The organism is Streptomyces ficellus (genome assembly GCF_030406405.1).
GTDB classification, from domain to species: domain Bacteria; phylum Actinomycetota; class Actinomycetes; order Streptomycetales; family Streptomycetaceae; genus Streptomyces; species Streptomyces ficellus_B.
In genome coordinates, this window is the sequence record NZ_JAUEPL010000061.1 from 1 (window position 1) to 20,545 (window position 20,545).

The 20,545-nt window shown below is 72.9% G+C and carries 22 protein-coding genes; 12 read left to right on the forward strand and 10 right to left on the reverse strand.

All coding sequences use genetic code 11. From position 1 onward, the window contains the following. Window positions 1-369: 369 nt before the first annotated feature. The gene (locus QWM81_RS27845; RefSeq protein ID WP_435372476.1) at window positions 370-1,680 is read left to right on the forward strand and encodes a hypothetical protein; all 1,311 of its coding nucleotides are present in this window, start codon (window positions 370-372) and stop codon (window positions 1,678-1,680) included. A 10-nt stretch (window positions 1,681-1,690) separates the two neighbouring features. Here the strand turns inward: QWM81_RS27845 and QWM81_RS27850 are convergent, their stop codons facing one another. Next, entirely contained in the window at window positions 1,691-2,092 is a 402-nt protein-coding gene (locus tag QWM81_RS27850; protein ID WP_290115188.1) for a VOC family protein, read from the reverse strand. 149 nt (window positions 2,093-2,241) lie between these two features. After that, complete coding sequence (ypfJ, locus tag QWM81_RS27855) at window positions 2,242-3,150, reverse strand: KPN_02809 family neutral zinc metallopeptidase (RefSeq protein ID WP_290115189.1); 909 nt, start codon at window positions 3,148-3,150, stop codon at window positions 2,242-2,244. 197 nt (window positions 3,151-3,347) lie between these two features. Between ypfJ and QWM81_RS27860 the strand changes: the two genes are divergently transcribed. The 3 genes from QWM81_RS27860 to QWM81_RS27870 all read left to right on the forward strand — a co-directional run bounded on the left by QWM81_RS27860 (window position 3,348) and on the right by QWM81_RS27870 (window position 6,449). Beyond that, window positions 3,348-4,946 (forward strand): ABC-F family ATP-binding cassette domain-containing protein, encoded by a 1,599-nt coding sequence (locus QWM81_RS27860; protein WP_290115190.1) that lies wholly within the window; start codon window positions 3,348-3,350, stop codon window positions 4,944-4,946. Window positions 4,947-5,283: 337 nt separating this feature from the next. Continuing rightward, window positions 5,284-5,505: a helix-turn-helix domain-containing protein gene (locus QWM81_RS27865; RefSeq protein ID WP_006123601.1), complete on the forward strand. Its 222-nt coding sequence runs from the start codon at window positions 5,284-5,286 to the stop codon at window positions 5,503-5,505. Window positions 5,506-5,648: 143 nt separating this feature from the next. Beyond that, window positions 5,649-6,449 carry an enoyl-CoA hydratase/isomerase family protein gene (locus QWM81_RS27870; RefSeq protein WP_290115191.1) on the forward strand — a complete coding sequence of 267 codons (801 nt, stop codon included), beginning with the start codon at window positions 5,649-5,651 and terminating at the stop codon, window positions 6,447-6,449. 24 nt (window positions 6,450-6,473) lie between these two features. Here QWM81_RS27870 and QWM81_RS27875 read toward each other — a convergent pair whose 3' ends face one another. Next, window positions 6,474-7,157, reverse strand: coding sequence for a hypothetical protein (locus QWM81_RS27875; RefSeq protein WP_290115192.1), 684 nt, complete (start codon window positions 7,155-7,157; stop codon window positions 6,474-6,476). Window positions 7,158-7,250: 93 nt separating this feature from the next. Between QWM81_RS27875 and QWM81_RS27880 the strand changes: the two genes are divergently transcribed. Genes QWM81_RS27880 through amaP form a run of 5 tightly spaced genes read left to right on the forward strand, consistent with a single transcriptional unit; the run spans window position 7,251 to window position 9,589 of the window. Next, complete coding sequence (locus QWM81_RS27880; RefSeq protein WP_290115193.1) at window positions 7,251-7,760, forward strand: Asp23/Gls24 family envelope stress response protein; 510 nt, start codon at window positions 7,251-7,253, stop codon at window positions 7,758-7,760. A 51-nt stretch (window positions 7,761-7,811) separates the two neighbouring features. Continuing rightward, window positions 7,812-8,003 (forward strand): hypothetical protein, encoded by a 192-nt coding sequence (locus QWM81_RS27885; protein ID WP_290115194.1) that lies wholly within the window; start codon window positions 7,812-7,814, stop codon window positions 8,001-8,003. Beyond that, a complete protein-coding gene (locus tag QWM81_RS27890; protein ID WP_435372473.1) occupies window positions 7,978-8,409 on the forward strand; it encodes an Asp23/Gls24 family envelope stress response protein in 432 nt (143 codons plus the stop codon). Before QWM81_RS27885 ends, QWM81_RS27890 begins: the two co-directional genes overlap by 26 nt. Further along, window positions 8,406-9,020, forward strand: coding sequence for a DUF6286 domain-containing protein (locus tag QWM81_RS27895; protein WP_290115195.1), 615 nt, complete (start codon window positions 8,406-8,408; stop codon window positions 9,018-9,020). The genes QWM81_RS27890 and QWM81_RS27895 overlap by 4 nt, the downstream gene beginning before the upstream one ends. Beyond that, complete coding sequence (amaP, locus tag QWM81_RS27900) at window positions 9,017-9,589, forward strand: alkaline shock response membrane anchor protein AmaP (protein WP_435372474.1); 573 nt, start codon at window positions 9,017-9,019, stop codon at window positions 9,587-9,589. Before QWM81_RS27895 ends, amaP begins: the two co-directional genes overlap by 4 nt. A gap of 128 nt (window positions 9,590-9,717) precedes the next feature. On the opposite strand, the gene QWM81_RS27905 is transcribed toward amaP, so the two are convergent. From QWM81_RS27905 to QWM81_RS27925, 5 genes are all read right to left on the reverse strand, one after another. Beyond that, entirely contained in the window at window positions 9,718-10,473 is a 756-nt protein-coding gene (locus tag QWM81_RS27905; RefSeq protein ID WP_290115197.1) for an SDR family oxidoreductase, read from the reverse strand. Between the two features lie 4 nt (window positions 10,474-10,477). Beyond that, entirely contained in the window at window positions 10,478-12,262 is a 1,785-nt protein-coding gene (locus QWM81_RS27910) for a glycoside hydrolase family 15 protein (protein WP_290115198.1), read from the reverse strand. A gap of 104 nt (window positions 12,263-12,366) precedes the next feature. After that, a complete protein-coding gene (locus QWM81_RS27915; RefSeq protein WP_290115199.1) occupies window positions 12,367-13,176 on the reverse strand; it encodes an SURF1 family cytochrome oxidase biogenesis protein in 810 nt (269 codons plus the stop codon). A gap of 108 nt (window positions 13,177-13,284) precedes the next feature. Then, window positions 13,285-13,518 (reverse strand): metallothionein, encoded by a 234-nt coding sequence (locus QWM81_RS27920; protein WP_290115232.1) that lies wholly within the window; start codon window positions 13,516-13,518, stop codon window positions 13,285-13,287. Between the two features lie 175 nt (window positions 13,519-13,693). Continuing rightward, a complete protein-coding gene (locus QWM81_RS27925; protein WP_290115200.1) occupies window positions 13,694-14,668 on the reverse strand; it encodes a DEDDh family exonuclease in 975 nt (324 codons plus the stop codon). 360 nt (window positions 14,669-15,028) lie between these two features. On the opposite strand from QWM81_RS27925, the gene QWM81_RS27930 reads away from it, so the two are divergent. The 3 genes from QWM81_RS27930 (at window position 15,029) to QWM81_RS27940 (ending at window position 17,442) form a co-directional block, all read left to right on the forward strand. Continuing rightward, window positions 15,029-15,751, forward strand: a complete 723-nt coding sequence (locus QWM81_RS27930; RefSeq protein WP_290115202.1) for a VIT1/CCC1 transporter family protein — start codon at window positions 15,029-15,031, stop codon at window positions 15,749-15,751. A 105-nt stretch (window positions 15,752-15,856) separates the two neighbouring features. Beyond that, complete coding sequence (locus tag QWM81_RS27935; RefSeq protein ID WP_290115204.1) at window positions 15,857-16,747, forward strand: sterol desaturase family protein; 891 nt, start codon at window positions 15,857-15,859, stop codon at window positions 16,745-16,747. Beyond that, window positions 16,744-17,442, forward strand: a complete 699-nt coding sequence (locus tag QWM81_RS27940) for a lysoplasmalogenase (RefSeq protein ID WP_290115205.1) — start codon at window positions 16,744-16,746, stop codon at window positions 17,440-17,442. The genes QWM81_RS27935 and QWM81_RS27940 overlap by 4 nt, the downstream gene beginning before the upstream one ends. Here QWM81_RS27940 and QWM81_RS27945 read toward each other — a convergent pair. Next, window positions 17,364-18,779, reverse strand: coding sequence for a CoA transferase (locus QWM81_RS27945; protein WP_290115206.1), 1,416 nt, complete (start codon window positions 18,777-18,779; stop codon window positions 17,364-17,366). The two genes, QWM81_RS27940 and QWM81_RS27945, sit on opposite strands and share 79 nt — an antisense overlap. A 100-nt stretch (window positions 18,780-18,879) precedes the next feature. Continuing rightward, the gene (locus QWM81_RS27950; RefSeq protein WP_290115207.1) at window positions 18,880-20,421 is read right to left on the reverse strand and encodes a S8 family serine peptidase; all 1,542 of its coding nucleotides are present in this window, start codon (window positions 20,419-20,421) and stop codon (window positions 18,880-18,882) included. Window positions 20,422-20,545: the final 124 nt, after the last annotated feature.

Here is a 20,545-nt window from a genome sequence, read left to right on the forward strand (position 1 = left end):
CGCGGCGGCTCCATGAGCTCTGGGGGGCATGGCAGCGGCCGGAACCGCTCGTGGTCGTCGTCGACGACGCGCACTGGGCCGACGTCGAGAGCCTGCGGGCGATCGGGTCCGCGGTGCGCGGGATGTCTCCGGCCCGCTCTCCGGCCACCCCCGGCCAGCCCCCCTCCCCGCCCCCCGCCGCCCGCGGGCGGGCCCTGAGGGCGGTCCGCAGCGCGGCCGGCGGGGGCTTCAGGGGGGTGCCGGGGGCGGCGAAGCGCATTCCGTTTGGGCTTTCGGGGCGTCAGCGGGAAGACTGCCCCCGTGACGTCTCGAAAGCCTGATGAGCAACTGGCGCGCAACTCCAGACTCCGACTCGTCCGTCCGCGGCCCCTGGCCACGGCCCGACGGGCCGTGACGACCCGGCGCAACCGGCCGGTCCCCAGGCCGCCGGAGGGGACGCCGCCGCCCGCTGAGCTGGCGCGCCAGGCGAGGGCGGTGCTCGCCGACGCCGTGCGCATCGCCCGCTGGGCCGCCGTCGAGCGCGACCGTGACCGGGACCGGGACGCCACATCCGCCACGCAACGGGCTGCCACCGCGCTCGATCTGACGCCGGCCCAGGTCCGCGCCGGCTGGGACCGCGCCCGCCTCGCCGGGCTGGTCGAACTGCACGGCGACACCGCCCGCCCCGGCTGGCGGCTGCGCGCCTGGGACCGCGACGACTCGGCCGTCCTGCGCGGCTGGGTCGCCCTTTTCGACGCCTGGTCACTCGTCCACCCGGCGCCCGACGACGTCGCCCCCGCCGCCGTCGCCGAGGTCGTGGAAGCCTTCCCCCAGGTGCTCTCCCTCCTTCAGCTCTCGGCCGGCCCGGTGCCCGTACCGGCGCTGCTCGACCTGCTCCAGCAGCGCGTCGCGGAACTCCGCGAGGAGCGCTGCGAGGTCGCCCCCGACGGCCCGCGGCCGCAGCCTCTGCCCGGCCCCGACTCCCTCTCCCGTCTCCTCGACTGGGCCCTGGAGGGCCTGGCCGCCGTCGGCGCGCTGACCCTCGGCGAGGGTCACGCCACGCTCACCCCCCTCGGCAACTGGGCGGTGTGGGTCAAGCTGGAGCAGATCTGCGTGGCCGCGCAGAGCCCCGCCGGCCACATCGAGCAGTCCGCCGAGGACATGCTGCGCGGCTGCGCCCGCCTCACCCCGGGCCCCGCCCGCGTCGAGTACCGCGCCTGGCTCGCCGCCCGCCCCGTGCGCAGCGCCGTCGCCGAACTGCTCGCCGTCGCCCGCGGCGAGGACGCCCTGCTGCGCGGCCTCGCGTTCGAAGCCCTCCGGGTCGTCGGGGCCCCGGCGGAGGCCGAGGTGCGCGCCGCCGCCGAAGAGGTCTCGCTGCGCCCCTACGCCCTGCTCTGGCTCGCCGAGTACGAGGGCGCCGACCCCGACGACGCCCCCGACGTCCTGACCCGCGAGGAGGCCACCTGGCTGTGGGTGGACACCGCGGCGGCCGTCGCCGACCACGGCGAGAGCGCCCTGCTGGTCCGGCACCTGGAATCGGCCGTCCAGGGCACCGTCCCCGCGCTGCTCGACGAGGTCCGCGCGGTCGGCCACCCCCGCACCGTCCAGGTACTGGTCGCCCTGGCCGCGGCACACCCCGACCCCGCCCTCGCCAAGGCGGTGCGCCGCGCGGCCTTCCAGGTGCACACCGGCGGGGCGTGACTCAGGGGCCCTACCCCGTGGCGCCGGGGGCGTACGTCCCGAAGCTCCAGACGTTGCCCTCGGCGTCCCGCGCCATGTAGTCGCGGGAGCCGTACTCCTGGTCCGTGGGCGGCATCAGGATCTCCACCCCGTGCTCCACGGCCCGTGCGTGGTGGGCGTCCACGTCCTCCACGACCACATACACCCCCACCGGCCCCGCGCCCGCCATCGCCTTGGCGAAGACGCCCTCCCCTCCCTTGGTTCCCAGCATCACCATGCCGTTCCCATACGCCAGTTCGGAGTGGACGACATAGCCGTCCTCGCCCTCGTACACACTCACCTCGGTGAAACCGAAGGCTTCCTTCAGCGTCCTGATGGCCGCCTTCGCGTCCTCGTACAGGATCGTCGGATAGATGCTCGGTACGTGCGCCATGCTGATCACTCTCCGCTTCGGGTGTGGCCTGCGGCCTCTCACTGACTTCGATCGACTCCACCGACTTCGGCGACGCGACTGTGATCCGGATCTCAGCTGGATTCAGTCTGGCAGTCGCCACTGACAACGCACCCCCGAGCGGTCCAGGCTCACCGGAAGGTGTCGCACCGGGCCGTGTCGCCGGTCCGGTAGCCGGTGGCGAACCACCGCTGCCGCTGCTCAGCCGAACCGTGCCTCCAGCTCTCCGGCGTCACCCGCCCCCGCGACCGCCGCTGGACCCAGCCGTCGCCCACCGCGGCCGCCGCTTCCAGTCCGTCCCGGACGTCCTCGTCCGTCAGCCGCGACAGCACCGTCCGGCCCGTCCTGCCGTCCGGCGTCCGCGTCGCGTACCGCGCCCACACCCCGGCGTAGCAGTCGGCCTGAAGCTCCACGCGCACGGCCCGGCCGCCCGCGCCCCGCCGCCCGTCCCCGGTCGCACGAAGCGTGCCCATCAGCTCCTGCACGTGGTGCCCGTACTCGTGCGCCACGACATACGCCCGCGCGAACCGCCCGCCCGTCGCGCCGGACCGGGTGCGCAGCTCATCGAAGAACCCCAGGTCCAGGTGGACCCGCCCGTCGCCCGGGCAGTAGAACGGCCCCACCGCCGGCGGCGCCGCCCCGCAGGCGGTCCCGGCCCTGCCCCTGAACAGCACCGTGCGCGCGTCGGTATACCGCCCGCCCCGCCGTTGGTACTCCCCGCGCCAGTAGTCCTGCACGCTGGTGACCACCCCGACGATCCGGCACTCCTCCCGGGCGTACGCGTCCGCTGCCCCCTCACGGCACGCCTGCGCCACCCGCCCCGCAGGCGAGGCGCTCACCGCCGGGTCGGAGCCGTCCTCCGTGAGCCCCAGCTGCTCGGGCCCCACGCCGAAGAAGATGCCCAGCACCAGCGCGATCAGCGCGGCCACGCCACCGCCGGCCGTGGCCCCGCCGCCGGGGACACGGCCCCCGAGAGCACGGCGGCCGCGCACATCCCGGACCTCCGGGGTGCCCGGGCCGGCGTCGTCGTGGAACTGCACGCGGGCCACCACCCTCTGCGTCTGCTACGGCGGGTAAGGGCCGCGACCCCGTGCCGAGTATGGCCAGCATGGCCGAAAAGGAGTTGCAGGGGCCCGTTAGACTGGCCCGTATGGCCAATCTCCCTGTGCATTAGACCGGCGTCGAAGCCACCGCACGAGCCGTCCTTCCGCCGTCCATACCGCCCTGGAGTTTGTCCGTGATCACCGCTTCCGGCATCGAGCTGCGCGCCGGCGCACGCGTCCTCATCGAATCCGCTTCCTTCCGCATCGCCAAGGGCGACCGCATCGGCCTGGTCGGCCGCAACGGCGCCGGCAAGACCACCCTCACCAAGTGCCTCGCGGGTGAAGGTATCCCCGCCGCCGGCACCATCTCGCGCTCCGGCGAGGTCGGCTACCTCCCGCAGGACCCGCGCACCGGCGACCTCGACGTCCTCGCCCGCGACCGCATCCTGTCCGCCCGCGGCCTGGACGTGCTGATCCGCAAGATGCGGCAGAACGAGGAGCGCATCGCCGGTGGCCAGGGCGCCACCCGTGAGAAGGCCCTGCGCCAGTACGAGCGCCAGGAGACCGAGTTCCTCACCAAGGGCGGGTACGCCGCCGAGGCCGAGGCCGCCACCATCGCCGCCGCGCTCGGCCTGCCCGACCGGGTCCTCGGCCAGCCGCTCCACACCCTCTCCGGTGGTCAGCGCCGCCGCGTCGAGCTCGCCCGCATCCTGTTCTCGGACGCCGACACCCTGCTCCTGGACGAGCCCACCAACCACCTCGACGCCGACTCCATCGTCTGGCTGCGCGACTACCTCAAGACGTACCGCGGCGGCTTCATCGTCATCTCCCACGACGTCGACCTTGTCGAGACGGTCGTGAACAAGGTGTTCTACCTGGACGCCAACCGCGCCCAGATCGACGTCTACAACATGGGCTGGAAGCTCTACCAGCAGCAGCGCGAGGCCGACGAGAAGCGGCGCAAGCGCGAACGCGCCAACGCCGAGAAGAAGGCAGCCGCCCTCAACTCGCAGGCCGACAAGATGCGCGCCAAGGCCACCAAGACCGTCGCCGCGCAGAACATGGCCCGTCGCGCCGAGCGGCTGCTGTCCGGCCTGGAAGAGGTCCGCGTCTCCGACAAGGTCGCCAAGCTGCGCTTCCCGGAACCGGCGCCCTGTGGCAAGACCCCGCTGACCGCGGAGGGGCTGTCCAAGTCGTACGGATCCCTCGAGATCTTCACCGACGTGGACCTGGCCATCGACAAGGGCTCCCGGGTCGTCATCCTCGGCCTCAACGGCGCCGGCAAGACCACGCTGCTGCGGCTGCTCGCCGGTGTCGAGAAGCCCGACACCGGCCAGGTCACCCCGGGCCACGGCCTCAAGCTGGGCTACTACGCCCAGGAGCACGAGACCCTCGACCCGGACCGCACCGTCCTGGAGAACATGCGGTCGGCCGCCCCCGACCTCGACCTTGTCGAGGTGCGCAAGACGCTCGGTTCCTTCCTCTTCTCCGGTGACGACGTCGACAAGCCGGCGGGCGTCCTCTCCGGTGGTGAGAAGACCCGGCTGGCGCTGGCCACCCTGGTCGTCTCCTCGGCGAACGTCCTGCTCCTCGATGAGCCGACGAACAACCTGGACCCGGCCAGCCGCGAGGAGATCCTCGGCGCGCTGCGCACCTACAAGGGCGCGGTCGTCCTCGTCACGCACGACGAGGGCGCGGTCGACGCCCTCCAGCCGGAGCGGATCATCCTGCTGCCGGACGGGGTCGAGGACCTGTGGGGCGCGGACTACGCGGACCTCGTCGCCCTCGCCTGAGGGCGGTGCGGCTGAAGGCGGTGCGACGGTCGGCCTGATCGTCCCCGCATGGATCATTCGGCTTACCCGTGATCCATCATCTGAGTGAGTGTGTCTCATACTGCGGCGTGGCGCCGGGCGGATTTCCCGTCCTGGTCCCACGCCGCGGTGTCTTTCCCCGTACCCCTCTGACCTGCCACTTCGCCGTCGCGGCTGCCTCTTGTCCGGGATTACGGCCCGGTAGGCGGGCTCCGGACGGCGAAACCTTGCGAGATGGACCTTGTCGAATGGCTGGCCAGGAAGCCCATGAGGGGTGATCATGAGAAGTCCAGAGCGCACTTCCCATGAGGAGGCACGGGTGGCCGAGACTCTGAAGAAGGGCAGCCGGGTAACCGGCGCCGCGCGCGACAAGCTCGCGGCAGACCTGAAGAAGAAGTACGACTCCGGTGCGAGTATCCGGGCATTGGCCGAGGAGACCGGCCGGTCCTATGGATTCGTCCACCGGATGCTGAGCGAGTCCGGAGTCACGCTGCGTGGGCGTGGCGGGGCGACACGAGGCAAGAAGGCCGCTTCGGCCTGACATCCGAGCGCGGCTCGTCCGGCCCACCGGTTCCGGCAGGGCCACCCGGTCGATCGCAGTGTCGGCCGGGTGGTTACTGTGCAGTCACTTAAGCGGCTGTCCCCACAGCCGCACACCTGCTGCACCGGACCCGGAGGAGCCCCATGACCTCGCTCGACCCAGTCCTCGAAGTGCTCGACAAGGACGGCGTACGGCTCACCGTCGAGGACACCGTCGCCACGGTGACCCTGACGAATCCGGCCAAGCGCAATGCCCAGTCCCCTGCTCTGTGGCGGGCGTTGACGGAGGCCGGACGGTCGCTGCCGGGCCAGGTGCGGGTCGTGGTGCTGCGCGGTGAGGGCCCGTCCTTCTCCGCCGGCCTCGACCGGCAGGCGTTCACGCCGGAGGGTTTCGACGGCGAGCCGTCGTTCCTCGACCTGGCGCGCGGCTCCGACGCCGAGCTCGACGCGGTCATCGCCGAGTACCAGGAGGCGTTCACCTGGTGGCGGCGCAACGACATCGTGTCGATCGCGGCCGTACAGGGGCATGCGATCGGGGCCGGCTTCCAGCTCGCCCTCGCCTGTGACCTGCGGGTCGTCGCGCAGGACGTGCAGTTCGCCATGCGCGAGACCAGCCTGGGCCTGGTCCCCGACCTGACGGGCACGCATCCGCTCGTCTCGGCCGTCGGCTACGCCCGCGCCCTGGAGATCTGCGCCACCGGCCGGTTCGTCCGCGCGGACGAGGCCGAGCGCATCGGCCTCGCCAACCTCGTCGTGCCCGCCGGCGACCTCGACGGCGCGGTACGGGACCTGGCGGCCGCACTGCTGACGGCGCCGCGCGACGCGGTGATCGAGACGAAGGCGCTGCTGCGGGGCGCCGCGGAGCGCACATACGAGGAGCAGAGGGTCGCCGAGCGGGCCGCCCAGGCCCGCCGCCTGCGCGACCTGGCCGGCCTCGCGGACTGAAGCCCGCGACGACAGCCCGCGTACCTAGAGCACGTCGGTGACGAGGACCGTCACCGGGAGCGTGCCGCCGACGGCCTCGCGTACCGCCACTGCCACGTCCAGTGCGCGGTGGCCCGGGGCCGTCTCCAGTTCGATGCGTACGTGATCGGCGGCCCGGTGGACCGAGGGCCCCAGGGTCGTCGTCAGCCGGGCCACCCCTGGGACGGCGGCCGCCGCCGCGCCCACCGGGTCCTCGGGCGGCTGCGCCACCTGGGTGGCGGGTTCACCGGGTGGGGGAGCGGTGGCCGGCGCGTCCGGCGGGGCGTCCAGCAGCGCCGTCACCCGCAGGTCCACCTCGGTCACCGGTAGCCCCAGCCGCTGCGCCGACGCCGCGAACAGTGCGGTACGCACCCGCTCGGCGAGGTCCGGCAGCGCCGCGCCGTACCCGGCCGCGAACTCGGCCTCGATCCGCAGCGGCCCCGGCGGGACCGAGCCGGGCGGCGCCGGGAAAACCGGCTCCGCCGCGAACCGCGCCGCTTCCGCTTCCGCCGGCGCGATCCGCAGCCGGCCGGGCTCCACCCCCGGCACCTGCCGTGCCGCCCGGCGCAGCACCGCGTTCGCCGCGCGTTCCGCCACCCAGGCCCCGTCCGCCGGGCCGCCCAGCGGAAGCAGCCTGCCCAGCCCGATCCGGCTCCGTACCGTCGCAGCCCATCCCTCAGCCGTCGTCATTGCTCCAGACTGCCGTATCCAGGGCGCAAGGTGGCGTAACCGCCACTAATGTGGTCAGCAGAGCCCAAATCCCCCAGGAAGGGGCGAACGGCGATGAGTGACGCGTCGCAGACCACGCGGGCCGCCCAGGCGGCCAAGGCCTCGCGGATCAAGGAACCCGCGGCCGAGGAGACGAGGCGGTCCTCGGAGGACGGGCCGGGCGGCGGTGGCGGCGACCCGGCCGACCGGGGGCGTACCACCATCGCCGACGGTGTGGTCGAGAAGATCGCCGGGCTGGCGGCCCGTGACAACGAGGGCGTCCACGCGATGGGCAGCGGCCTGTCCCGGACCTTCGGCGCGGTGCGCGACCGGGTCCCCGGCGGCAGGGGCGGCGTCACACGCGGTGTGAAGGCCGAGGTCGGCGAAGTGCAGACGGCGCTCGACCTGGAGATCGTCGTCGAGTACGGCGTCTCGATCGTCGATGTCGCCCGTTCGGTGCGAGAGAACGTGATCTCGGCGGTGGAAAGGATGACCGGGCTGGAGGTCATCGAGGTCAACGTCGCCGTGAGCGATGTGAAGCTGCCGGAAGAAGAGGAAGAGGAACCGGAGTCCCGCTTGCAGTAGCGGCGGACACGGTGACGGCGGACAAGTCTGGATCTGGGACAGGAGCGGACGATGAGCATGGCAGTGGTCGGCCTGTTGGCCGGGATGGCGCTCGGCTTCGCCGGCTACTTCGGCGGTTTCGGGGCCTTCTTGCTGGTCGCCGCGCTGGGGGCGGTCGGCTTCGTGGCCGGGCGGTTCGTGGACGGGGACTTGGAGCCCGGAGACCTCTTCCGGACCCGTGACCGCGACGACCGGCGGCGGTGACGGGGTGGCGGGGGAGACCGGAGTGACGGCCGCGGGCGGGATCGAGGCGGCGGAACGCGGGGCGACGACCATCGCCGACCGGGTCGTGGCGAAGATCGCCGCGCAGGCGGCGCGGGAAGCGCTCCGCGGCGTACGGGCACACGGCCGGGGAATGGGCCTGCCCGAAGGGGGCCGGCCGCCGCACGCGATGGTCGTCGTGCACCGCAACAGCGCACGCGTCCGGATCACCCTGGAACTGGGCTACCCCTCGGACATCGGCACCCAGTGCGGTGCCGTACGCCACCAAGTGGTGCGGCGCGTCATGTCGTTGGCGGGCATGGAGGTGCCGGAGGTGGCGGTCCACGTCGAGCGGCTGCACTCGCCGCACACGCGTGACGGCGACAAGGGCGGCGGGAGGGTCCGATGAGCGGCGAGCGCGAGCGCGTGCCCGTACTGGACGAGCCCGTACCCGTACTGGAAGGCCCGCCGGGTGGCGGCGCGCGCCGCTTCTGGTCCGTGCGGCGCGTCCCGGCCGCCCTGGTGGCGCTGGCGATCCTCGCCGTCGCCGGGCTGCTGCTGTACGACATCGCGGCGGTACGGGCCGGCCGGCCGGGGATGCGCTGGCGTCGCGCCCTCGCCGACGACCTGGCCACCCGGCCGCTCGACAACGTGTGGGTGCTCCTGGTGGCCCTGGCCGTGATGGCGCTGGGCCTGTGGTTGCTCGTGCTGGCCGTCACGCCCGGGCTGCGCGCCGTCCTGCCGATGCGGCGCGGCGCCGGCCCCGTACGCGCGGGGCTCGGGCGGAAGGCGGTCGAGATCGTGCTGCGCGACCGGGCGATGACGGTGACGGGTGTGCAGTCCGTACGGGTACGGGTCCGGCGTTCCAAGGCCGTGGTACGGGCCGTGGCCCACTTCCGTGAACTCACCGACGTACTGGCCGACCTGGAAGCCACGCTCGACGACGCGGTCGAGGAACTGGGACTGGCACGGCCCCCGCAGGTGTCCGTGCACGTCGTGCGCCCGGCGCGGAAGGGATGAGGGGCATGCTCCGAGCCGTCAACCGTGTGCTGCTGGGCCTGGTCGGAGCGGCGCTGCTGTGCGCGGGCGGTGCGGTGCTCGCGGCCGGCCTGGACCTGGAGGTGCCGTCGTGGTCGCCCTGGCGGGGCCCGGACGCGGTGCTGCTCAGCGAAGCCGCGCGGAAGCGGTGGGGGTGGCCGGTCGTCATCACGGCGCTCGCGGTCCTGGTGCTGCTGGTGCTGTGGTGGCTGCTGGCGCAGCTGCGGCGGCCACGCCTCGCTGAGGTGCTGATCGACAGCCGGGACGGCGAGGGCGCCGTGCTGCGCGGGCGGGCGCTGGAGGGCGCGATGGAGTCGGAGGCGGGTGCCCTGGACGGTGTGTCGCGCGCCCGTGTCCGGCTGACCGGTCGGCGTACGGCGCCATCGGCGCGGGTCTCGCTGCTGCTGGAGCCGTACGCGTCGCCGGACGAGACCCTGTCGCGCCTGCGGGACGGGGCGCTGCGCCACGCCCGCGAGTCGGCGGGCCTGCTGGACCTCCCCACGGAGGCCCAGCTCCGCGCCGCCAAACACCAGCCGCGCCGCGTGTCCTGACGGCGCGGCGCGGCCCTCCGCTGCTCAGCTCGTCAATTCGGTCAGCTCGTCAATTCGGTCAACTCGTCAATTCGGTCAACTCGTCAGTTCGTCAACTCGTCAGTTCGTCGGCTCTTCCACTCCTGGGCTCAGAAGCCGTGGCGGGCGCCGCCGTCGACGGGGAGCATCACGCCCGTCAGGTACGAGGCCGCCGGGGACAGCAGGAACGCCGCCGTGTTGCCGAACTCCTCCGGGGTGCCGTAGCGGCGCAGCGGAATCCGGGCCTCGTTGGCCGCGCGGGAGGCGGCCGCGTCGCCCGACAGCGCGTCCAGTTCGCGCACGCGGTCCGTGTCGATACGGGACGGCAGCAGGCCGACGACCCGGATGCCGCGCGGGCCGAGGTCGTTCGCCAGGGACTTGGCGAAGCCCGCCAGGCCGGGGCGCAGCCCGTTGGAGATGGTGAGCCCCGGGATCGGTTCGTGCACCGAACCGGACAGGACGAAACCGATCACCCCGCCCTCCGTCAGCACGGCCGCCGCGGCGCGGGCCATCCGCACCGCGCCCAGGAACACCGAGTCGAACGCCGCCTGCCACTGCTCGTCCGTGTTGTCCGCCGCCCAGCCCGGCGCGGGCCCGCCCACGCTGATCAGGATGCCGTCGAAGCCGCCGAAGTGCATCCGGGCGGCGTCGATCAGACGGTCGGCGGCCGCCGGGTCGGCGTTGTCCGCCGCGACGCCCACCGCGTTGGCGCCCAGCTCCGCGGCGGCCTCGGCGACCGCCTTCTCGTCCCGTGACGAGACGACGACCTTCGCCCCGTCCGCCACCAGCGCCCGCGCCGACGCGTTGCCCAGCCCTCGCGACGCACCGGTCACGACGTACACACGGTCTTTCAGTCCAAGATCCATGCGCCTATCCTGCCGCCTCCTCCCGTGCCAGCGCGAGGGCCGATCCCACCAGACCGATATGGCTGAACGCCTGCGGGAAGTTGCCCAGCTGCCGCCCCGACGACGGGTCGTACTCCTCCGCCAGCAGCCCGACGTCGTTGCGCAGCGCCAGCAGCCGTTCGAACAGCTCCCGCGCCTCCTTCGTACGGCCGGTCATCCGCAGCGCGTCGACCATCCAGAACGAGCAGACGAGGAACGTGCCTTCGCTGCCCGGCAGGCCGTCGACCGGCACGCCCTCGGTGCTGTACCGCTGGATGAGCCCGTCATGGCTCAGCTCCGCCCGCACCGCGTCCACCGTGCCCACCACCCGCGGATCGTCCGGCGGCAGGAAGCCCACCCGGGGGATCAGCAGCGTCGCCGCGTCCAGCTCCCTGGAGCCGTACGACTGCGTGAACGTGTTCCGCTCCGGGTCGTACCCCTTCTCGCACACGTCCCGGTGCACCTCGTCGCGCATCACCCGCCACCGGTCCACATCGCCGCGCAGCGACGGGTCCGCCTCCAGCGTCCGCACCGCGCGGTCGGCGGCGACCCACGCCATCACCTTCGAGTGCACGAAGTGGCGGCGCGGCCCGCGCACCTCCCACAGCCCCTCGTCGGGCTGGCGCCACGCCGACTCCAGGAACCCCAGCAGACTCAGCTGGAGGTTCCACGCGTGCGGCTGCGGGCTCAGCCCCGCCTGGCGCGCCAGATAGAGGGCGTCGATGACCTCCCCGTACACATCGAGCTGCAACTGGTGCACGGCGGCGTTGCCGGTACGCACCGGCGCCGAGCCCGCGTACCCGCGCAGCCACGGCAGCTCCGTCTCGGGCAGCCGCCGCTCGCCCGCGAGCCCGTACATGATCTGCAGGTCCGCCGGATCACCGGCCACCGCCCGCAGCAGCCAGTCGCGCCACGCCGCCGCCTCCTCCAGGTAGCCGGCCGACAGCAGCGCGCCCAGCGTGAGCGTCGCGTCGCGCAGCCAGCAGTAGCGGTAGTCCCAGTTGCGTACGCCGCCGATGTCCTCCGGCAGCGAGGTCGTCGGCGCGGCGACGATCCCGCCGGTCGGGGCGTACGTCAGCGCCTTGAGGGTGATCAGCGAGCGCAGCACGGCCTCGCGGTAGGGGCCCTCGTACGCGCACGCTGCCGACCAGGACCTCCAGTCCTCCAGCGCGTGCTCCAGCGCCTCGAACGGATCGATGAGCGGCGGCCGGGGGCGGTGCGAGGGGTGCCAGGTCAGCACGAACGCCACCCGCTGCCCCTCGGTGACCGTGAACGAGGAACAGGTGCTGTACTGCTGGCCCCAGGTCCTGACCTCCGGCTCGCTGCGCAGCCATATCGAGTCGGGCCCGGCGACGGCGACCCGGTGACCGTCCGTCCGCCGCACCCACGGCACGATGTGGCCGTAGTCGAACCGCAGCCGCAGCACCCCCGCCATCTCGACCGTGCCGCTGACGCCCTCCACGATCCGTACGAGGTCGGGGGCCTCGTCGCGCTGCGGCATGAAGTCCAGGACCCTCACGGTGCCGGAGCGGGTCTCCCAGACGGACTCCAGGATGAGGGAGTCACCGACGTAACGGCGCCGGTCGCAGTGCGTCGCGCCCTTGGGGGCGAGCCGCCAGTGGCCGTTCTCCTCGTCGCCGAGCAGGGCGGCGAAGCAGGCCGCCGAGTCGAAACGCGGCAGGCACAGCCAGTCGATCGAACCGTCCTTGCCCACCAGGGCCGCGGTCTGCAGATCGCCGATGAGGGCGTAGTCCTCGATACGTTGCGTCACGCTGTGGCGTCTTCCCGCACGGACGGACGGCTAAGCAACGGCGTAGCCGCCACGGAATCCGGCGGGGTGGGGCCTCGGGAAGGACCGGGCGCCGCCCCGTGCGGTCAGGCGGACGCGTGCGCGGCCGGTTCGCTGCCGGCCGGCGTGTCGCCGGAGGTGGCGGCCGCCGCCTCCGCGCGGTCCCGCTTCTCGCGGCGTACCAGTACCAGCCATCCGACCGGCACGCCCGCCGCGAACAGCCACCACTGCACCGCGTACGCCATGTGCGGGCCGATCGAATCGTGGTCGGGCTCGGGGATCAGCTCGGGGGTGTCCCCGGCGGGCCGGGGCGCGGTCTGCTCCAGGTAGCCGCCGAGTACCTCACGGTCCAGGCTCTCGGCCTGCTGCTCGCTGTTGATCAGCATGACCTGGCGGGGCGGCAGCCCGCTGAGGTCCTTGATGCCGCTGGAGCCGGTCGTCTCGTCGGCCTTGAGGCGGCCGGTGACGGTCACCTCGCCCCGGGGCGCGGGCGGCACGTCCGGGAAGGACATCTGGTCGGCCGCGGCCGGGATCCAGCCGCGGTTGACGAGGACCGCGCGGCCGTCGTCGAGGACCAGGGGCGTCAGGACGAGGACACCGATCCGTTCGTCGGCGGAGGTCCGGCGGCGTACGACGACTTCATGGGCGGTGTCGAAGGTGCCGGTGGCGGTGACCGCGCGCCAGTAGTCGGAGCGCGGGACGGTGTGGCCGGGGGAGGTGAGCTCCGTCACGGGGACGGGCCTCGCCTTCAGGTTGTCCTCGATCAGCTTGTTCTGGGCGACCCGGTGCTCGTGCCGGTGGAACTGCCAGAAGCCCAGCTGAATCATCACGGGGATGAGGACGAGGGCGATGAGGGTGAGGATCACCCACTGCCGGGACAACAGGAAGCGGTACACCCCACGACCGTACAGCTCGGGTCATGGGGCGTGAGGAGGGGGGTGCGAGATGAGGGGGTTTGCGAGGGGAAGGGTGGGTGGCTGGGAGGGGGTGGCGGGCCGCCGGGGTCACATGCTGTCGACGATGCCCGCGTTTCCTTCCGCCCGGGCGCAGTGCGCGCCGCAGTACCACTTGCCGTTCGCCTCGACGCCCTGACCGATGATCTGGACCCGGCAGTGTTCGCAGATGGGTGCCATGCGGTGGATGGCGCAGGCGAAGCAGTCGAAGACGTGCACCGCGCCCTGCGCGTGCACCTCGAAGGACATGCCGTAATCGTTTCCGCAGACCTCACAACGTGCCATGCGCCACAGGGTGCGCTCCGGCGCCCCGGAAGGCGCGGCGAAACGCCCGGCGGTCACCCGTCTGCTCACGTCTGCCTGCTCGCCGCCGCTCACCCCCGCCGGCGCGCCGCTGTACGCCACTGTTCACCGCTGCGTCGCTGTACGCCGTTGTACGCCGTTGTACGGCCTGTGCGTCCTATTCGTCTGCCGGGGCCACGTCACGGAGCAACTGGGTGAACGCCGCCTCGTCGACGATGGGGGTGCCGAACGACAGGGCCTTGGCCGTCTTGGAGGTGGCGGCGTCAGGGTCGTTGGTGACCAGCAGGCTCGTCAGCCGCGAGACGCTGGTGGCCACATGGAGGCCCGCCTCCACCGCGCGGTCCTCCAGCAGTTCGCGGTCGATGGACGTATCGCCGGAAAACGCCACCCGCATGCCCTGCTTGAGCGGTTTGTCAACTTCGTACCGGCCCGGGTTCGGGTACGGGCACGCCGGCCGCTTGCGCGACGGGCGCCAGCCGTTGGCGCGGTACGACGCCTGCTGCCCGATGCGCGGCGCCACCGAGGGCGTGGACGACGCCCATTCGGTGAGCGGACGGCACTCCAGCAGCGGCAGCCGTACGCCCCGCTCGGCCGCCGTGTGCAGGCTGGGGCGGAACGCCTCGGCCAGGACCCGTGCGTCGTCCAGCGCGTGGTGGGCGCGCTGCTGTACGACGCCGAAGTGCGTGGCCAGCGTCTCCAGCTTGAAGTTGGGCAGCGGCAGCCCCAACTCCTTGGACAGCGCGATGGTGCACAGCCGCTGCCGCACCGGCGCCGTCCGCTCCGCCCGTGCGTACTCGCGCGCGATCATCGACCAGTCGAACATGGCGTTGTGCGCGACCAGCACCCGGCCGTCGAGCCGTTCGGAGAACTCGGCGGCGATGTCGGGGAAGAGCGGCGCTCCCTCCAGAGCGTCGCTCGTCAGTCCGTGGATCCACACGGGGCCCGGGTCACGCTCCGGATTGACCAGCGTGTACCAGTGGTCCTCCACATTGCCCTGCGCGTCCAGCCGGTAGACGGCAGCCGACACTATCCGGTCGTCGCGGGCGAGTCCGGTGGTCTCCACGTCGACGACCGCGTACCCCTGCGGGTAGGCGGTCGGCCACGGTGCTGCTGTCGTACGGTCGTCGAGCATGGTCCCTGAGAATAGAGGCCGCCACTGACAACGCCGCCGCCGGGCATCCCCCGCAGGGTCGCCGTGTTGACGCGTCGCCGGGTCGTGGCGCCGGTGCTGCCGCCGCCGGATCGTCCGGTGGACACCCGCAAGCCACCGCCCGGCCGACGAGGCCGGTGCGCTCCGGCCTGCGCGGCTCGGCGCGGTCGGGGCGCTCAACGCCCGTACGGGCTCGGCGACTTGGCGCTGCCCCGCACGGCCCGCCGCCGAAGGGCCGTAACCCCGCGGTGAAGCAGTGGGTGGCCGGTGCGAGGGCCCACGCCGTTCGCCCCGGGCGGGTCGGTACGCCTCCGCCGAACGCACGGGTGAGACCCTCCCCAGGTGACTGATGCACCCCAGGCGCCCGCCCACGACGAGGCACACGGCGGCGCGCTCGGCTCACGCCTCAACTGGCTGCGGGCCGCCGTCCTCGGCGCCAACGACGGCGTCGTCTCCACCGCGGGCCTCGTCGTCGGCGTCGCCGGCGCCACCGACGACCGCGCGACCCTGCTCACCGCCGGCCTCGCCGGGCTGCTGGCCGGGTCGATGTCGATGGCGGCCGGCGAGTACGTCTCGGTCTCCACGCAGCGCGACTCCGAGAAGGCCGCCCTCGCCGAGGAGAAGCGGGAGCTGCGCGAGCAGCCGGAAGCCGAACTCGCCGAACTCACCGACCTCCTGGAGGCCCGCGGGCTCTCCCGCGAGGTGGCCCGCGAGGCCGCGGAACAGCTCACCGAACGGGACGCGCTGCGCGCCCACGCGCGCGTGGAGCTGGGTATCGACCCGGACGAGCTGACCAACCCCTGGCACGCGGCGGGCGCCAGCTTCCTCGCCTTCACCGTCGGCGCCCTGCTCCCGCTCCTCGCGATTGTCCTGCCACCCGCGCAGGCCCGCCTCTACGTCACCGTCCTGTCGGTCCTCGCCGCCCTGGCCCTCGCGGGCTGGTCCAGCGCCCGCCTCGGCGACGCCCCGGCCCGCCCGGCGATCCTGCGGAACGTCGGCGGTGGTGCGCTGGCGATGGCGGTGACCCACGCCGCCGGATCGCTCCTGGGCGCCGCGGGGGTGTGAACCCGGCCTTGGCGGAAATCACCAAAGGCCGCTGACACATCGTCTCTCATACTTGTCGGTAACAACCTCTAGCCCCACCCCGGCACCCCGCTCTACGGTGCTCGCATGCCGCCGAACCTGCCCGATGTCGTGCTGTGGTCGATACCCGCGTTCGTTCTGCTGACCGTCCTCGAAATGGTCAGCTACCGGCTCCATCCCGACGAGGAGGCCGCCGGTTACGAGACCAAGGACGCCGCCACCAGCATCGGCATGGGGCTCGGCAGCATCGTCTTCGACTTCCTGTGGAAGATCCCGGCGCTCGCGCTCTTCACCGCCGTCTACGAGCTCACCCCGGCCCGCGTCCCCGTCCTGTGGTGGACGATTCCGCTGATGCTGCTCGCGCAGGACTTCCTCTACTACTGGTCCCACCGCGGCCACCACGTCATCCGCATCCTGTGGGCGTGCCACGTCGTCCACCACTCCAGCCGCAAGTTCAACCTCACCACCGCGCTGCGCCAGCCGTGGACCTCGCTCACCGTGTGGCCGTTCTTCCTGCCGATGGCCGCCTGCGGTGTGCACCCGGCGGCCATCTTCTTCTGCTACTCGGCCAACCTCGTCTACCAGTTCTGGGTCCACACCGAGCGGATCGGCACGCTGCCGGGGCCCATCGAGTACGTCTTCAACACCCCCTCCCACCACCGCGTCCACCACGCCTCGCAAGGCGGCTACCTCGACCGGAACTTCGGCGGGATCCTCATCCTCTGGGACCGGATGTTCGGGTCTTTCGTGGCCGAGACGGACCGACCCGTGTTCGGGCTCACCAAGAACATCGACACGTACAACCCGCTGAAGGTCGCCACCCATGAGTACGTGGCCATCGCCCGGGACCTGCGCGCCGCCCGGAACTGGCGCGAGCGCGCCGGGCGGGTCTTCCGCGGCCCCGGCTGGCAGCCGGCACCACCGCCCGCGCCACAGGCGGCCACCACCCCGGGCCCGGCCCCGGAGCGCGCCGCGTGAGCCGTGCCGGGCGCGTGCTGCTCGGCGCCTTCCTGGTGGCCGTCGCCGCCGACCTCGGCGCCCTGCTCGCCGGGTCGCAGACCGGGCACCTCGTCGCCAAGCCGCTGCTGATGCCGCTCCTCGCGGCGTACGCGGCCGTGCGCGGCGCGCCCCGGCTGCTGATCGCCGCCCTGGTGTTCGGCTGGGGCGGTGATGTGTTCCTGCTGTCCGGCGCCCCGTGGGCGTTCCTCGCCGGCATGGGCTCCTTCGCCGCCGGCCACGTCTGCTACCTGCTCCTCTTCCGCCGTACGCGGACGTCGAAGTCCCTCGCCGTCGCCTACGCGGCCGCCCTCGTCGTGACCGTCGCCCTCCTGTGGCCCGCTCTCCCCGCCGGCCTGCGCCTCCCGGTCGCCGGATACGCGGCGCTGCTCACCGCCATGGCGTACCGCTCCAGCGGCCTCGGGCTCGCCGCGGGGGCGGGCGGCGCGCTGTTCCTGCTCTCCGACACGCTCATCGCCACCGGGGTCGCCGACTGGCCGCAGCCGCCCGTGCCCGACTTCTGGATCATGCTGACGTACACGGCCGCCCAGTACCTGCTCGCCACCGGGGTGCTCCGGCGGCCGGTGGCCGAGCCGCGTCAGGCCCCGAGCCACACCGGGGCGTCCGTGCCCCACCGGCCCGGCGGGCGTGCCCAGTTCGCCGGGCCCTCTTCGTAGGACACCGGCGACAGCGCGTGCCGCAGCCGCCCCATGGGGCTGTCCGTCTCGGTCGTCCAGCGCTCCGGGTCGTACGGCCCGCCGCCCTGTGGCCCCTTGGTGAGGCCGTACACGAGCCAGTGCGCCGTCTGCGCCAGGGCCAGCCGGGCGAGCCGCGCGCCGCCGCCGTCCCGGTTCTGCTCCGTCAGGGCACGCAGCACGGCGGCGGCCAGCAGGTAGCCGGTGCCGTGGTCGAGGGCCTGGGCGGGCAGCGCGCCCAGCTCGCCGTCACAGCGCTCCCGCTCGGCGATGCCCGTCGCCGCCTGGACCAGGCTGTCGAAGCCGCGCCGCTCGTGCCACGGCCCGTACCGGCCCCACGCCGACAGCTGGGCGACGACCAGGCCGGGGCGGCGCTCGGCCAGCGCGTCGGGGGAGAGCCCGAACCGGTCCAGCGCGCCCGGCCGGTAGCCGGTCACCACCACATCGGCGCCCGCGAGCAGCTCCTCGAACACGCGGTGGTCCGCGCCCCGGCCGAGGTCCAGGGTCGCCGACCGCTTGCCCAGCCCGGTGTCGTTGTGCGCCTCCTGGCTCTCCGGCAGGTGCGGGGCGTCGATCCGCAGCACGTCCGCGCCCAGCAGCGCCAGGGTCCGCGTGGCGACGGGCCCCGCCAGCACCCGCGTCAGATCCAGCACGCGCAGCCCGGCACACGGCAGCGGCGGCGCCCCGGAAATCCGGCTCCACGCGCGCGTGGGTCCGCCGTCACCGATGCGCTCCATCGTCAGCAGCGGCTGGCCGGCCACCAGGGCGCCCTGCTCGTGCCCGGTCCACTCCGTCGCGGTGCGCGCCGCGACGGCGAGGCCGCCGGCCGCGTACACGGAGTCCTCCACGTCCACGGCGCGGCGGCCCGCGATCGCGTCGGCGACCGCGTCGGCCCCGGCGCCGTCCGGCAGGCCGAGCGCGGCGAGCAGCCGGGCCCGGTGGTGCGGGTAGTTGGCGTGCGTACGCACCCAGCCATCGGCCGCCCGCCAGAACCGCGACAGCGGCGCGAACGTCGACCACGGCCGGCCGTCCAGCCTCACCAGCCGGTCGCTGAGGAACGCCGTGGTCACCGCCCCGTCGTCGACCCGCACCCGCGGCACCGGCCCTCCGGTGCGTACGGCGGTGAGCTCCGCGGCCGCGAGCGAGCAGACCGCGACAGTGGCGCGGGCCAACTCCATGACGGGCAGCCGCGCCGGCAGGCCACCCGAGAGGCCGGTGTAGGAGACCCGCTCCAACAGCCCCGGATCGGCACCCAGTGCCGCCCACGCCTGGGACGTACCCGATGAAAGCGATGAATCCGAAGAGAAGGACTGCCCCATAAGCCACACTATGGCACTCGGTGCCAGCAAGAAGAAGAGGGCCCGTACGCGGGACGAATCCGCGTACGGGCCCTCTCACCGGTCACGTCCCGGCGTGGGACTACCCGCGCACCGCGTCCAGCGCGTCGGTCATCCCGGTCCCGTAGAAGCCGTTGTCGCGCTTGCCGCCCTCGCACACCGCGTCGACCGTGCCGTCGCCGTTGATGTCGTACGGGTCGGTGCACGCCATGTCATCGGCCTGCTTGTACAGCAGCGCCTTCACCTGGGCCGCCGAGGCGTAGGGCCGCGTCGACTTGATGAGCGCGGCCACACCCGCCACGTGCGGCGACGCCATCGACGTACCGCCCTTGTAGCCGTACCTGCCGCCCGGCAGCGTCGACAGGATCAGCCCGCTGACGGCCGGCGCCTGCGGCGGCTGGTACGCCGTCGAGTCGCCGCCGGGAGCGGCGATGTCCACTACCCCGAGGCCGTAGTTCGAGTACGAGGCCTTCAGCCCCTTCGCGCCCGTCGCGGACACGGTCACCACACCGTCGAGCATCGTCGGAACGTCCGGGCACTCGCTCGGGTCGACGACCCGCTCCACCGGGGTGGTGTCGTTCGGGCTGCTCTTGTCGACCACCTCGTCCGATGCCAGATCCGTACGGGAGTTGCCCGCGGCGGCGACGTTGACCGCGCCCTTGCGCTCGGCGTACCGGGTGGCGCGCTGCAGCGCCTCGACCAGCGCCCCCTGGTCCGCGTCGTTCTTGCAGGTGTACAGCCACGGGTCCACGTAGTAGCTGTTGTTGGTCACCTCGACGCCGTGCTCGGCGGCCCACACGAAGCCGCACACCACGGACTCGGTGTAGAAGAAGCCGTCCGGGGTGGAGACCTTGATGCCCGAGACCTTCACACCCGGGGCGACACCCGTGATGCCGACCCCGTTCTTCGCCGCGGCGATCGTGCCGGCCACATGCGTGCCGTGGTCGCTCTCCTGGGGGCCCGGCCGCCAGGAGCCCTCCGTGGTGTCCGGCGCGCCGGTCACACAGTTCGCGGACGCCGTCCGGTCGAAGTTGGGGGCGAGGTCCGGGTGGGTGTCGTCGACGCCCGTGTCCAGGACCGCGACGGTGACCTTCTTGCTGCCGAGGGACTTCTCGTGCGCCTTGTCCGCCTTGATGGCCGGCAGGTCCCACTGGAGCGGCTCGAACGGGTCCTGCCCGTCGGCCGCCTCGGCCGCCGCGGCCTGCGCCTCCGCGGCGGACAACGGCTGCTCGGCCGTCTTGACGTCGGTGGTGGTCTGGGCGGTGAGCGGCGCGGTCCTGGTCGCGCCGGCCGACTTCACGCCCCGTACCCCGCGGATCGTCTTCGCGAACTCCGGGTTCTGCGAGTGGACGACGATGACACCGATCTGGTCGTACGCGATGACCACCGTGCCGCCCGCCGCGGCTATCGCCTTCTTCACCGCCTTGGCGGTGGACTGACCGCCCGTCACATTCACGACGTACGACATTTTCGGGCCGTTGGTCGCGACGGCGGTGGCCGGGGCCTCTTGCGTCGTGGGGGAGGCCGACGCCGTGGCCACCGGAAGCAGCCCGAGGGAGGCGGTGAGCGCCAGACCGGCGGGCAGCGCGAGTATGCGCCCGCGTCCGGTTCCCAGATGAGCCATGGGTTCTCCACATCATCCGTTACGTCCGCCCGCACATGTGTGTGGACGGGTACATGACGAGCGAAGCTATCGCCGATCATCCCGTCCCATCAATGACTTGGGGGAGCTGGGGAAAGAAAAAGGC

Excerpts from the sequence above, each read along its gene's own strand:
- QWM81_RS27925 (WP_290115200.1), bottom strand. The coding sequence starts at position 14,668 with ATGCTCGACGACCGTACGACAGCAGCACCGTGGCCGACCGCCTACCCG.
- QWM81_RS27895 (WP_290115195.1), top strand. The coding sequence starts at position 8,406 with ATGAGCGGCGAGCGCGAGCGCGTGCCCGTACTGGACGAGCCCGTACCC.
- QWM81_RS27920 (WP_290115232.1), bottom strand. The coding sequence starts at position 13,518 with ATGGCACGTTGTGAGGTCTGCGGAAACGATTACGGCATGTCCTTCGAG.
- QWM81_RS27880 (WP_290115193.1), top strand. The coding sequence starts at position 7,251 with ATGAGTGACGCGTCGCAGACCACGCGGGCCGCCCAGGCGGCCAAGGCC.
- QWM81_RS27950 (WP_290115207.1), bottom strand. The coding sequence starts at position 20,421 with ATGGCTCATCTGGGAACCGGACGCGGGCGCATACTCGCGCTGCCCGCC.
- QWM81_RS27935 (WP_290115204.1), top strand. The coding sequence starts at position 15,857 with ATGCCGCCGAACCTGCCCGATGTCGTGCTGTGGTCGATACCCGCGTTC.
- QWM81_RS27870 (WP_290115191.1), top strand. The coding sequence starts at position 5,649 with ATGACCTCGCTCGACCCAGTCCTCGAAGTGCTCGACAAGGACGGCGTA.
- QWM81_RS27905 (WP_290115197.1), bottom strand. The coding sequence starts at position 10,473 with ATGGATCTTGGACTGAAAGACCGTGTGTACGTCGTGACCGGTGCGTCG.
- QWM81_RS27885 (WP_290115194.1), top strand. The coding sequence starts at position 7,812 with ATGAGCATGGCAGTGGTCGGCCTGTTGGCCGGGATGGCGCTCGGCTTC.
- amaP (WP_435372474.1), top strand. The coding sequence starts at position 9,017 with ATGAGGGGCATGCTCCGAGCCGTCAACCGTGTGCTGCTGGGCCTGGTC.
- QWM81_RS27875 (WP_290115192.1), bottom strand. The coding sequence starts at position 7,157 with ATGACGACGGCTGAGGGATGGGCTGCGACGGTACGGAGCCGGATCGGG.
- QWM81_RS27850 (WP_290115188.1), bottom strand. The coding sequence starts at position 2,092 with ATGGCGCACGTACCGAGCATCTATCCGACGATCCTGTACGAGGACGCG.
- QWM81_RS27945 (WP_290115206.1), bottom strand. The coding sequence starts at position 18,779 with ATGGGGCAGTCCTTCTCTTCGGATTCATCGCTTTCATCGGGTACGTCC.